Source organism: Endozoicomonas euniceicola (assembly GCF_025562755.1).
Lineage (GTDB): Bacteria > Pseudomonadota > Gammaproteobacteria > Pseudomonadales > Endozoicomonadaceae > Endozoicomonas_A > Endozoicomonas_A euniceicola.
The window spans coordinates 4,408,319-4,420,592 of sequence record NZ_CP103300.1 but is presented as its reverse complement, the minus strand read 5'-3'; the positions used below and the strand labels follow the sequence as shown (position 1 = coordinate 4,420,592).

At 51.5% G+C, this 12,274-nt stretch carries 11 protein-coding genes; all 11 read left to right on the top strand.

Annotation, left to right across the window (positions count from 1 at the left end; translation table 11 throughout):
- Positions 1-24: 24 nt before the first annotated feature.
- The 11 genes from dsbD (at position 25) to NX720_RS17650 (ending at position 12,167) form a co-directional block, all read left to right on the top strand.
- Positions 25-1,929, top strand: coding sequence for a protein-disulfide reductase DsbD (gene dsbD / locus NX720_RS17700; protein WP_262596349.1), 1,905 nt, complete (start codon positions 25-27; stop codon positions 1,927-1,929).
- A 149-nt stretch (positions 1,930-2,078) separates the two neighbouring features.
- Positions 2,079-2,522 (top strand): type II 3-dehydroquinate dehydratase, encoded by a 444-nt coding sequence (aroQ, locus tag NX720_RS17695; protein ID WP_262596347.1) that lies wholly within the window; start codon positions 2,079-2,081, stop codon positions 2,520-2,522.
- 107 nt (positions 2,523-2,629) lie between these two features.
- Positions 2,630-3,091 carry an acetyl-CoA carboxylase biotin carboxyl carrier protein gene (gene accB, locus NX720_RS17690; RefSeq protein ID WP_262596345.1) on the top strand — a complete coding sequence of 154 codons (462 nt, stop codon included), beginning with the start codon at positions 2,630-2,632 and terminating at the stop codon, positions 3,089-3,091.
- Between the two features lie 10 nt (positions 3,092-3,101).
- A complete protein-coding gene (gene accC, locus NX720_RS17685) occupies positions 3,102-4,445 on the top strand; it encodes an acetyl-CoA carboxylase biotin carboxylase subunit (protein ID WP_262596343.1) in 1,344 nt (447 codons plus the stop codon).
- Between the two features lie 168 nt (positions 4,446-4,613).
- Positions 4,614-5,498, top strand: coding sequence for a 50S ribosomal protein L11 methyltransferase (gene prmA / locus NX720_RS17680; protein ID WP_262596342.1), 885 nt, complete (start codon positions 4,614-4,616; stop codon positions 5,496-5,498).
- A 109-nt stretch (positions 5,499-5,607) separates the two neighbouring features.
- Positions 5,608-6,462: a DUF3426 domain-containing protein gene (locus NX720_RS17675; RefSeq protein ID WP_262596340.1), complete on the top strand. Its 855-nt coding sequence runs from the start codon at positions 5,608-5,610 to the stop codon at positions 6,460-6,462.
- A 353-nt stretch (positions 6,463-6,815) separates the two neighbouring features.
- Positions 6,816-7,865 (top strand): tRNA dihydrouridine synthase DusB, encoded by a 1,050-nt coding sequence (gene dusB / locus NX720_RS17670; protein WP_262596338.1) that lies wholly within the window; start codon positions 6,816-6,818, stop codon positions 7,863-7,865.
- On the top strand, positions 7,862-8,164 hold the full coding sequence (gene fis, locus NX720_RS17665) for a DNA-binding transcriptional regulator Fis (RefSeq protein ID WP_262596336.1): 303 nt from the start codon (positions 7,862-7,864) through the stop codon (positions 8,162-8,164). Before dusB ends, fis begins: the two co-directional genes overlap by 4 nt.
- A 213-nt stretch (positions 8,165-8,377) precedes the next feature.
- A complete protein-coding gene (gene purH / locus NX720_RS17660; RefSeq protein ID WP_262596334.1) occupies positions 8,378-9,988 on the top strand; it encodes a bifunctional phosphoribosylaminoimidazolecarboxamide formyltransferase/IMP cyclohydrolase in 1,611 nt (536 codons plus the stop codon).
- Between the two features lie 71 nt (positions 9,989-10,059).
- On the top strand, positions 10,060-11,346 hold the full coding sequence (purD, locus tag NX720_RS17655; RefSeq protein ID WP_262601605.1) for a phosphoribosylamine--glycine ligase: 1,287 nt from the start codon (positions 10,060-10,062) through the stop codon (positions 11,344-11,346).
- Positions 11,347-11,489: 143 nt separating this feature from the next.
- Positions 11,490-12,167 (top strand): hypothetical protein, encoded by a 678-nt coding sequence (locus NX720_RS17650; RefSeq protein WP_262596332.1) that lies wholly within the window; start codon positions 11,490-11,492, stop codon positions 12,165-12,167.
- Positions 12,168-12,274: the final 107 nt, after the last annotated feature.

Genomic DNA, 12,274 nt, shown 5'->3' with positions numbered 1-12,274 from the left:
CCAGAACCAAAAAAGCCATACAGAATGTCCGGACAATCATCCACAACCATCATCAAAATCAGTACTGCCGCAGGAATATTTCTGTTCCTGAGCCTGTTTTTATTTAACCACCTTGCTCGTGCTGAAGGGTTACAGGGGTTAATCAGCTCGCCGCTATCAAGGCAACAAGCAGGACAACAAGCCTTTATCCCTGTCGAGGAAGCTTTTCAATTGTCCGGTGAAATCCGTGACAATCAGGCATTGATTCATTTCACGGTCACTCCCGGCCATTACCTTTATAAAAAGCGGTTCAGTTTCATTGCCCGGCACTCTGAAACAATACTGGGAGAACCAGCCTGGCCATCAGGTAAAGAAAAGTTTGATGAAAACTTTGGAGAAGTACTGGAAGTCTTTGACCAGACTATAACCATACAACTGCCTGTCAGCAGCTCTCAGGAAATACCGGAAATTGACGTACGCTTTCAGGGCTGTGCTGAAGCGGGTCTCTGTTATCCCCCCCACACACAAACCCTGGCGCTGGCTACCTCTGACGGTTCATTGGTTCCAGTCAGCACCATTAGCACATCGGATTTAACGTCTGCTGACATTTCTGACAGCGATTCAAATGACGATTCAAACAGCTACATGAATAGCTATGAATCCACCATTTCAGAAAAAGGTTTTATCGCTTCACTGCTGCTATTTCTGCTGGCAGGCATTGGCCTCACATTCACCCCCTGCGTACTGCCAATGGTGCCTATTCTATCGAGCATTCTGGTGGGCAACTCAACGGCTTCCCGCCCAAAGATCATCAGTCTGACTCTGACTTACATCCTGAGTATGTCACTGACGTTTGCCGTAGCCGGAACGCTAATGGGGCTCTTTGGTGCCAGCCTCAACCTTCAGGCAAAACTGCAATCCCCATGGCTGCTTGGCCCTTTTGCTGCGCTGTTCGTCCTGCTGGCTCTGAGCATGTTTGGGCTCTATGAATTACAGCTGCCGGAAAAACTGCGCAATAAACTGGGTAACTCTGACCAGTCCCAGGGCAAACTGTCCGGAGCAATGATGATGGGGGTTCTCTCAGCTCTGGTGGTATCACCCTGCGTGTCCGCGCCACTGGCCGGAGCCCTGATCTACATAGGAACAACCGGCGATGCCCTGCTGGGCGGGTTATCCCTGTTTGCCCTTGGGTTGGGCATGGGGCTGCCATTGTTGCTAATTGGTATTGGTGGGCGCCACCTGCTGCCCAAAGCCGGACAATGGATGGATTCCGTTAAAATATTCTTCGGTTTTCTGCTTCTGGCGGTTGCGATCTGGATGCTGGAGCGGGTTATCCCCGGCCCCGTTACTCTATTACTCTGGGGAAGCCTGTTTACAGGGTGCGGCGTCAGACTCGGAGCCATGAACCTGCAACCGAAAAAAAACTGGGCAATAGCCAGTCAGGCCCTGGGGATTATCTTTCTGGTTTATGGCGGCTGTCTTATAGTGGGAGCCGCCAGGGGCAACACAGACCCTTTACAACCACTTGCAGCAACCGTTTCAACAGACCCCGCCTCTACAACCACCCCTGCGAATAGCCGTTTAGTTTTTACCAAAACCCATTCAGTTACAGAGCTTAACGAATTACTACAGCAAGCAACCCTTCAGGAACTGCCCGTTATGGTAGATGTGTATGCCGACTGGTGCCTGTCCTGCAAAGTGATGGAGCGTACTGTTTTTCCTGACCCAGACGTTCGCCCGCTGCTTGAACAACTGCAACTGCTCAAACTGGATATCACCGATAATACAGAGCACCACCAGACCTGGCTGAACAACTACCAGCTATTTGGCCCTCCGGCTCTGCTGTTCTTTGATCCTTCAGGTCAGGAAATAAGTCATATCAGGACACTCGGGGAAATACAGGCACCGGCTCTGGCCAGCAAGCTAAAGAAACTGCTATCAGACCAATAGCAGGTTAAAACAGATAACTGAGTGAAATTCATGCAATAAATTAGCTGAAATGCTTCGTAACTGTCATTAACGCACCGTAACAAGCGCGAACTGGACGATTTTCTAACATTGCGGCACAATGCAATGCAATGCGATTGTGAGAGGAATACATGGCAAGCATACTTGTACTCAACGGCCCAAACCTGAACCTGCTTGGAAAACGCGAACCGGGGGTTTATGGCGCAACGACTTTGCAACAGATTAACCAGAACCTGGTCACACTGGCAGATAGCCAGGGGCATCAGCTGGAAACCTTTCAGAGTAACGCCGAGCACGAGCTGATTGAGCGTATTCACCAGGCCGGTGAAAAAGGTGTTGATTTTATTATCATCAACCCGGCTGCCTATACCCATACAAGTGTTGCTATTCGAGATGCAATCCTGGGTGTATCCATCCCCTTTATTGAAGTGCATCTCTCTAATATCCACCGCCGTGAACCTTTCCGACATCATTCCTATTTCAGCGATATCGCCGAGGGCGTTATTGCCGGACTGGGGCCCAAAGGTTATGAGCTGGCCCTGAGCTACGCTCTTGAACAAATAACCCGACAGTAAGACCAACAAGAACAAAGAATTCGAGCTATCGACCGGGCCTATCCCGTCCAACTCGTACCCCTTTCAACCCTTGACACAGGCTGTCAAACAGAATTTGAGATTAAACCATGGATATCAGAAAAGTAAAAAAGCTCATTGAGCTGCTGGAAGAATCCGGAATTGATGAGCTGGAAATTCATGAAGGGGAAGAGTCCGTCCGCATCAGCCGCTACTCCCAGAATGCTCCGGTTGCCAACTATATTGCCCAGCCCGCCCCGGTAGCTGCTGCGGCACCAGCACCCGCCGCCGCAGCGCCTGTGGCTGAAACCGCCGCCCCGGTAGCGCCTCAGCCAAACGGCCACCAGGTGACATCCCCCATGGTAGGCACTTTCTACACAGCTCCTTCCCCCAGCTCTCCAGCCTTTGCGGAAGTGGGTCAGCAGGTCAAGGAAGGCGACGTACTGTGCATCGTCGAAGCTATGAAGATGATGAACCAGATCAAAGCCGACAAGTCCGGTACCATTGAAGCCATTCTGGTTGAAAACGGCCAGGCCGTTGAATACGACCAGCCATTATTCACGATTTCCTGAGAGTAATGCCATGCTGGATAAAATCGTTATTGCCAACCGGGGTGAAATCGCCCTGAGGGTGCTGCGAGCCTGCAAAGAGCTGGGTGTCAAAACCGTTGCAGTCCACTCCAAAGCCGATGAAGACCTGATGCATGTTCATCTGGCTGACGAGTCAGTGTGCATCGGCCCGAACAGCCCGGTCGAAAGCTACCTGAACATTCCGGCGATCATCAGCGCTGCCGAAGTGACGGACGCCACCGCTATTCACCCGGGTTATGGCTTCTTGTCTGAAAACGCTGATTTTGCCGAACAGGTGGAACGCAGCGGTTTCACATTTATCGGTCCATCCGCTGATGTTATTCGCCTGATGGGGGACAAGGTTTCCGCTATCGCCGCCATGAAACAGGCGGGCGTACCCACGGTTCCCGGTTCCGATGGTCCTCTGACCAGCGACACCGACCGCACCCTTGCCATCGCCCGTCGCATTGGTTATCCCGTTATTATCAAAGCGTCCGGTGGCGGCGGTGGTCGCGGCATGCGTGTGGTTAATGAAGAATCCGAACTGCTGAACGGCATCAGCCTGACCAAATCAGAAGCCAAGGCGGCTTTCAATAACGATACGGTTTATCTGGAAAAATTCCTGCAGAACCCTCGCCACGTTGAGTTCCAGGTGCTGGCTGACGGTCAGGGTGGCGCAATCCACCTGGGGGACCGCGACTGTTCACTGCAGCGTCGCCATCAGAAAGTGATCGAAGAAGCGCCCGCTCCCTACATCGACGAAGATGCCCGGGCAACGGTTGCAGCTGCCTGCACCCGCGCCTGTATTGAAATCGGCTACAAGGGTGCGGGGACGTTTGAATTCCTCTATGAAGACGGTCACTTTTATTTCATTGAAATGAATACCCGTGTTCAGGTTGAGCATCCCGTCACCGAGTTGATCTCTGGTGTCGATATTGTCAAAGAACAACTCCGCATCGCCAGCGGACATCCCCTGAGCGTTACCCAGGACGACATTGTGTTGCAAGGCCATGCCTTCGAATGCCGGATTAACGCAGAGGACCCGACCACCTTCATGCCCTCTCCCGGCACAGTAACCCAGTTTCACGCACCTGGCGGCAATGGTGTTCGCGTGGACTCTCACCTGTATAACGGCTATACCGTACCACCTTATTACGATTCGCTGATTGCCAAACTGATCACCTTTGGACCGGATCGCGCGACCGCCCTGAAAAGGATGCAGAATGCACTCGACGAAGCCGTGATTGAAGGTATCCGAACCAACATCCCGCTGCATCAGGTACTGGTACGCGACAACAATTTCCAGAAAGGTGGTGTTAATATCCACTATCTGGAAAAGAAACTGGCAGACGACTGATTCGCCAGTTCTGAGTACGAAAGACTTATTCACGCAGAGATTCAATGATGGGTTCGCTCTGGGTATAAGTCTTTCGTGCAGACCTTAAGCCAACCCTGCTAGAATTACCCCCGTTTTCCGCAGAATCTCTGTTCTGCCTTTCTTCTCTTTTTTACAAGTTCTCTTCTCATGCCCTGGATACAAATCAAACTTGATACCAATTCTGATCACGCCACAGAACTGGAAGATCTGCTGCTTGAAGCCGGAGCCAGCGCCGTTACCCTGCAAGACGGAAAAGACCAGCCCCTGTTTGAGCCAGCACCAGGCAGTACCCCGCTCTGGCACCACACTGTCGTTATTGGCCTGTTTGACGCCCACACCGATATGGATGAAGTGGTCAGCATTCTGAAGGAACAGTATCAACGCGAGCCATTCCCGAACCACAAAATTGAAATTGTGGAAGACAAGGACTGGGAGCGCGAATGGATGACCCACTTTGTCCCCATGCAGTTTGGTACCCGCCTCTGGGTTTGCCCCAGTTGGAAAGAAGTACCAGAACCCGATTCTGTTAACCTGATGCTGGACCCGGGCCTGGCTTTTGGAACCGGTACTCATCCAACCACAGCGTTATGTCTTGAATGGTTGGAAAAGCAGGGCGATCTGTGTGAGAAAAGCATTGTCGACTATGGCTGCGGCTCTGGTATTCTCGCCATTGCCGCCCTGCTGCTGGGCGCTAAACGCGTAACCGGTGTTGACCTGGACCCTCAGGCTCTGACCGCCACCATCGACAATGCCGAGCGAAATAACATTGCTCCGGAAAAATTACAGGTATTCCTGCCGGAAAAAGCACCCCAGGAAAACGTCGATATCGTCCTCGCCAACATTCTTGCTGGTCCGCTCGTGCAACTGGCACCTACTCTGGCTGCGTACCTGAAGCCGGGTGGCAAAATCGCCCTGTCAGGCATTTTGTCTGAACAGACCGACAGCATCGTGACGACCTACTCCGAATGGTTTGATCTGGAACCTGTCGTTCACAATGATGACTGGATTCTGGTCACTGGGACCCGCCGTTAATCTCTCCACTGCCAGTGCAGCACATCACGTCGCTGCACTGGACTCGTCAACGGCTCTTTGCTCTAATCCCATGAGTAACTGTTTTATCACTCTGGAATTGATACGCTAAATGACGCCCTCAAGGGTTAACACAACCCGCTGCCCCAAATGCCAGACAACCTTTCGTGTCACACAGGCTCAACTGCGCGCCGCCGGCGGCTCTGTTCGCTGCGGCTCCTGCCTTCATGTCTTTAACGCAGGCATCGACTCACCAGAAACCACCATAAGCCCGTCAGAACAACAGCAGGCAGGCACTGCACCTTCACCCCCGCTGTCTCCAGAGCAGAAACTGTCTGAAAAAACCATGACAGCATCCACTCTTGTTTCGCCCGCCAAAAGCAGTCAAAGCGGTAACAACCAGCCCTTAAACTCATTACTCAACAATCTGGATAAAGAGCAGCTAGACATTCGTCAGGAGAAACGACCACGCCGACCAAAAGCCGGCAGAAAGCGAATGTTTGAATGCAGCACCGCCTTCTTTGCCTGTCTGGCTCTCGTTGTTCAGTACCTATGGTTCAACAAAAATGAACTGTCTCTGGATCCGCCACTTCGCCCCTGGTACCAATGGCTGTGCAAAACAGTAAACTGCACCCTGCCACCCGTTGTCGATATCAACGAAATACAGAGCTCCCAACTGCTGGTTCGCATTCATCCTGATATCAGCGAAATGATGATCGTTGACGCCGTTATCATTAATAAAGCCGACCACCCCCAACCCTGGCCAAAACTGTCACTGACGTTTTCCAACCTCCACGACCAGCCCGTTGCCAGCCGAACCTTCAGCCCGAAAGAGTATCTGGGCGGAGAACTGGCAGGTACCAGAGAAATGCCTGCCAATCAGGCGATTCGCCTAAGCCTTGAACTGCTTGACCCTGGTCCGAACGCAGTGAACTATCGCCTTACCTTTAAGAGAAAAACGCTGTAAAAAGCTGGAAAATACCTGCGCACCCAACAGATAAATACTGGTAGATACTTAACGCTTAGACCATTAAGTACTTGATTTAGATCAAGAATTAGTCAGATTTCAATGACAACGGCTTGAGGTTTTCACCAGATAAGTCACTATATAAATGCCAAAGCGAAAGAGTATTTATCTTTAGTTGCCTCCACAGTGATTAAATTAGCCTTTGAAATATGACTTTTATGCATATTCTCATGGTCAGGCAGCTGAAGTGGCTGACTGACTGAGGAATTTCGTACTTCTCCACTTTCGTACATTTTTTGTACAGAGTATGATGGAAAGATTGTTCGTTGTTTTTCGTAGTCAGAGGCATCCCTTTGTTGAAGATTGGCCCGTACACCATCGAGAACCCCGTTATTCTGGCACCTATGGCAGGAGTAACGGATCGCCCATTCCGCCAGCTGTGTCTGGAGATGGGCGCAGGCATGGCGGTATCCGAAATGGTTACCAGCAACTCGAAGCTCTGGAATACCAGAAAATCCAGGCTGCGTATGGACCACAGTGGTGAACACGAACCACGTTCCGTGCAGATAGCCGGCAGCGAGCCCGCCCAGATGGCGGAAGCCGCCAGGGCCAACCAGGAGCGGGGGGCGCAGATCATCGACATCAACATGGGCTGTCCAGCCAAAAAAGTATGCAATAAAGCCTCTGGCTCCGCTCTGATGAAAGAGCCGGAACTGGTCAGGCAGATACTGCAGTCGGTGGTAGCGGCAGTCGATATTCCAGTCACCTTAAAAATCAGGACCGGCTGGAGTCCAGAGCAGAAAAATGCCCTGGATATTGCCCGAATGGCACAGGATTCTGGCATACAGGCGCTTTCCGTACATGGAAGAACCCGACAGTGTATGTATAAAGGCGAGGCGGAGTACGACACTATCCGCACCGTTTGTGAGGCTATGGATATCCCGGTGATTGCCAATGGCGACATAACAACGCCGGAAAAAGCGAAGCAAGTGTTTGAGTGGACCGGCGCAGATGCCGTCATGGTAGGCAGGGCAGCCCAGGGACGGCCCTGGATTTTCAGGGAGATCAATCACTACCTGAAACAGGGTGAAAAACTGCCAGAGCCTGCCGCGGAAGAAGTGCAGCGAATCCTTCTCAGACACCTCAACGCCCTTTATAAGTTCTACGGAGAACATCAGGGCGTGCGCATCGCGAGAAAACACGTTGGCTGGTATTTGCAGGCCAAGCCATCAGGTTCCGGGCTGAAGAAGCAATTCAACAGCCTGGAATCTGCAGAAACACAACAAAACTGCATACTGGAGTATTTTCAGAGTTTTTTAGAAACCAACACAACCAGACATTCAGAGACCTCGCTGGAGAGCGAGGCTCAGGATAGGGGTAAAGGAAAGGACATAGCAGCATGACAGCCACACAAGTGTTTGTAGAAGAAAGGAATGCAGGCGCTCACCATTTGGTCGGCAAAGTCGAGAGCGAAAGCCAGACTCTGCGTGACAGCGTTGAAAAAGCCATGAACAATTACTTCGCGCACCTGGATGGCCAGGAAGTGACCGACGTATACGAAATGGTTCTGTCCGAGGTTGAAGCGCCTCTGCTGGAAACGGTAATGGCTTACGTAAAAGGTAACCAGACCAAAGCTGCAATTCTGCTGGGCCTGAACCGTGGCACTTTGCGCAAGAAGCTGAAACAATACGGTTTGCTGTGATAGCCAGCAAAGCTATTTCGAAAGGCGGCTTTTTAGTCGCCTTTTTATTATGCCAGTCGCAGCTATTAGCTTTGACCGGCATTGCTTCAATTTTTTTGAACGATTATTCAGAATAATTGCTGCAAAAAGAGGCCGTTCCGGCTAAAATCTGCCAGCTTAACAGGCAACACTAACCTTTAGTCGCTCCATGCGGCTATTTCAGAGAAAGGAAAGATGGCAGTAGATTCCCCTGTATCTCCTATTCGTCGAGCTCTTATCAGCGTTTCTGATAAATCCGGTATTATAGAATTTGCCAGCGCGCTGCATCAGCGTTCTGTAGAAATCCTCTCCACCGGCGGCACCTATAAGCTGCTGATTGAAAACAACATCCCTGCCATTGAGATCTCCAGTTACACCGGTTTTCCTGAAATGATGGATGGCCGCGTTAAAACCCTGCACCCGAAAGTTCACGGCGGCATTCTGGGTCGCAGTGGCCAGGACGAGGCGGTGATGGCAGAACACGGCATCAACCCGATCGATCTGGTGGTTGTGAACCTTTATCCCTTCGAGCAGACCATCGCCCGTGACGACTGCGACCTGCCCATGGCCATCGAAAACATCGATATCGGTGGCCCGACCATGGTGCGCTCTGCGGCCAAAAACCACCGGGACACGACCATCGTCGTTAACGCCAGCGACTACAGCCGGGTTCTGGAAGAAATGGATAGCAACGACAACGGCGTCTCTGCCGCTACCCGTTTCGATCTGGCGGTCAAAGCCTTTGAGCACACAGCCCACTACGACGGCGCTATTGCCAACTACCTGGGTAAGCTGGTCAACCCTCTCAACCCTCTCAGCAAGAGCGACAGCGACGCAGAGGCTCATTTCCCGCGCACGTTTAACACCCAGTTCCATAAAGCGCAGGACATGCGTTATGGTGAGAACCCTCACCAGAAAGCAGCGTTTTATGTTGAAGAGAACGCGCCTGCGGGAACCATTGCCTCTGCTCAGCAAATTCAGGGCAAAGCGCTGTCCTATAACAACATTGCTGATACCGACGCCGCCCTGGAATGCGTTAAAACCTTTGAAGAACCAGCCTGCGTGATCGTCAAGCACGCTAACCCATGTGGTGTAGCCGTTGCTGATACGATTCTCGATGCCTACAACCTGGCTTATGCTACCGACCCGACCTCAGCTTTCGGTGGCATCATCGCCTTCAACCGTAAGCTGGATGCTGAAACCGCAAAAGCCATCATCGACCGTCAGTTCGTTGAAGTGATTATCGCTCCTGCGATTGATGAAGCCGCCAGAAACATTGTTGCGCAAAAGAAGAATGTACGCCTGCTGAACTGCGGCTCTTTCCCAGAAAAGCCAGCCCCGTTCCTCGACTTCAAGCGTGTTAGCGGCGGCCTGCTGGTTCAGGATTGCGACCAGTTCGTTACTACCCACGCCAACATGAAAGTCGTGACAGACCGCGCTCCCACCGAAGCCGAGCTGAAAGACCTGCTGTTTGCCTGGAAAGTCGGTAAGTTCGTTAAATCCAACGCCATCGTTTACGCTAAGAACAGCCAGACTATTGGTGTCGGCGCTGGTCAGATGAGTCGTGTATACAGTGCCAGAATCGCGGGCATAAAAGCAGCGGACGAGAATCTGGAAGTACCCGGATCAGTCATGGCATCCGATGCCTTCTTCCCGTTCCGTGACGGCATTGACGCAGCTGCCAAAACCGGTGTTACCGCAGTGATTCAACCCGGCGGTTCCATGCGTGACCAGGAAGTGATTGATGCGGCTAACGAAGCAGGCATTGCTATGGTGTTCACTGGCGTTCGCCACTTTCGCCATTAAGAGCGCCATTGAAGAATAAGCTATTGTCTCGTAGAACACTCTACCCAAAGCACCTGAAGGACAGGCAAATCATGAAAGTGCTGATCATCGGAAACGGCGGCCGCGAACATGCTCTGGCATGGAAGGTGGCCCAGGATCAAAACGTACAACAGGTTTTTGTGGCTCCCGGCAATGCCGGAACCCATCTTGAACCCGGCATGACCAATGTCAGTATCGGCGTTCTGGAGCTGGACAGGCTGGTTGCTTTTGCCAAAGAAGAAGCCATTGACCTGACCATCGTTGGGCCCGAAGCCCCCCTGGTGGCAGGTGTTGTTGATCGCTTCGAAGCAGAAAGCCTGAACATCTTTGGCCCGACACAGGCTGCTGCGCAACTTGAAGGTTCCAAAGCGTTTACCAAAGACTTTCTCGCCCGCCATAAGATTCCAACCGCTGACTACCAGAACTTTACCAGCATCGAGCCCGCTAAAGCTTATGTGCGTGAGAAAGGCGCTCCGATTGTTGTTAAGGCAGACGGCCTGGCAGCCGGTAAAGGGGTTATTCTGGCACAAACAGAAGAAGAAGCCTTTGCCGCTATCGATGATATGCTGGCGGGCAATGCCTTTGGCGAGGCCGGGCATCGGGTAGTGATTGAAGAGTTTCTGACTGGCGAAGAAGCCAGCTTTATCGTGATGGTCGACGGCAAAAATATTCTGCCTATGGCTACCAGCCAGGATCACAAAGCCCGGGACAACGGCGACCAGGGGCCGAACACCGGCGGCATGGGGGCTTACTCACCCGCTCCTGTAGTCACCCGGGCCATCCATGACCGCACCATGAAAGAAGTCATTATTCCGACCGTAGAAGGCATGGCGGCGGAAGGCAATGTTTACAAAGGTTTCCTGTACGCTGGTCTGATGATTGATGCAGAAGGGACACCCAAAGTGCTGGAATACAACTGTCGTTTTGGTGATCCGGAAACTCAGCCGATCATGATGCGCTTACAATCCAGCCTTGCCCAGCTGTGTCTTGCCGGAGCAAAAGGCGAACTGGATGCAGTGCAACCCCAGTGGGATTCACGCACGGCTTTGGGTGTTGTTATGGCGGCTGGCGGCTATCCTGCCGATTACCGCAAAGGCGACCTGATCACAGGTATTGACGATGCCAATGGTGACGGCTGTAAAGTATTCCACGCAGGCACCCAGCTGGAAGGCAACGATGTGCTGACCAATGGTGGCCGGGTGCTTTGTGTAACAGCGCTTGGTGAGTCTGCCGGAGCGGCGCAAAAGGCCGCTTACGAAGGCGTAGCAAAGGTTCAGTGGAAAGATGTTTATAACCGGACCGATATTGGCTATCGTGCCATCCTCAGGGAAGGGGTTTAACCTGTAACAGGTTAGCTTTACTTTGTTAAGATGGCAGGGGTGAGAAATGGATAACGGCCTCCATAATCACCCCAGTGCTTATTCGGCAGAGGATTTTCGAGTCACCAGGCTTTGAAAAGTGAGTAATAACAGAGGTGCTGTTTATGTTTAAATCACGCTCTAAATCTACTCCCCCTGACAGGTTCGATATATTTTCGAAAGGCAACATCTTACGTTTAACCAATCCCGAAAAATTCCAGAATACAACGATAATACCCGGTTCCAAATATACCCCTGCCGCAAGTTCCGCATCCTTTGGAGCAACAGGCTATTTTTCAGGTTATGTCTTTCGGGCTGATACAAATCCTGCTGAAATCATTTTCAAAAAAGGGATTGAAAAGCACTTACCAGTGACCTCAATAAGACAGGTTGAAATAATGGCTGGAGCTAGCAGCACCGGGGCAAGATGGAATCAGTGTATCTGTACACACGTTTGTGCTCAGGCTGCAGCTATGCAGGACACAATTAGGGACTATTACACGCTAAATGGATACATCTACCTTGTGGATGCTATGGATATTTCTGGCTTTACCACTATCACCCATCGCAGCTTCGGGCCAATAGCAGCAAGATTTCCCATTATGCAGGAAATAGATGAAGTAAACTTTATGCATAGAATTCCTAACACCAGCGTTATAGGCGCTGTGTCAGAGGTAGGACCTTCGTGGCTTTCCCTGGTGCATTGGGATTCTATGCCCACAGAACTTTGGCTGGCTGTAAATCCCGAATACGAAGGAGGAATGGAGGGAGCCAGGGCAATAGTGGATCTCTTTAATGCCTGATCGGTGAGAGTGATGAATTTTGACACTCAATCATTTTTTCAACACCCTGGCTGGTACTTTTATATTTTTGCCCTGAACAGATTTATTCATACAGCCACTAATCTGCC

Bases quoted from the DNA above. Each gene is read 5' to 3' on its own strand.
- dsbD (WP_262596349.1), top strand. From the start codon at position 25: ATGTCCGGACAATCATCCACAACCATCATCAAAATCAGTACTGCCGCA.
- aroQ (WP_262596347.1), top strand. From the start codon at position 2,079: ATGGCAAGCATACTTGTACTCAACGGCCCAAACCTGAACCTGCTTGGA.
- accB (WP_262596345.1), top strand. From the start codon at position 2,630: ATGGATATCAGAAAAGTAAAAAAGCTCATTGAGCTGCTGGAAGAATCC.
- accC (WP_262596343.1), top strand. From the start codon at position 3,102: ATGCTGGATAAAATCGTTATTGCCAACCGGGGTGAAATCGCCCTGAGG.
- prmA (WP_262596342.1), top strand. From the start codon at position 4,614: ATGCCCTGGATACAAATCAAACTTGATACCAATTCTGATCACGCCACA.
- NX720_RS17675 (WP_262596340.1), top strand. From the start codon at position 5,608: ATGACGCCCTCAAGGGTTAACACAACCCGCTGCCCCAAATGCCAGACA.
- fis (WP_262596336.1), top strand. From the start codon at position 7,862: ATGACAGCCACACAAGTGTTTGTAGAAGAAAGGAATGCAGGCGCTCAC.
- purH (WP_262596334.1), top strand. From the start codon at position 8,378: ATGGCAGTAGATTCCCCTGTATCTCCTATTCGTCGAGCTCTTATCAGC.
- purD (WP_262601605.1), top strand. From the start codon at position 10,060: ATGAAAGTGCTGATCATCGGAAACGGCGGCCGCGAACATGCTCTGGCA.
- NX720_RS17650 (WP_262596332.1), top strand. From the start codon at position 11,490: ATGTTTAAATCACGCTCTAAATCTACTCCCCCTGACAGGTTCGATATA.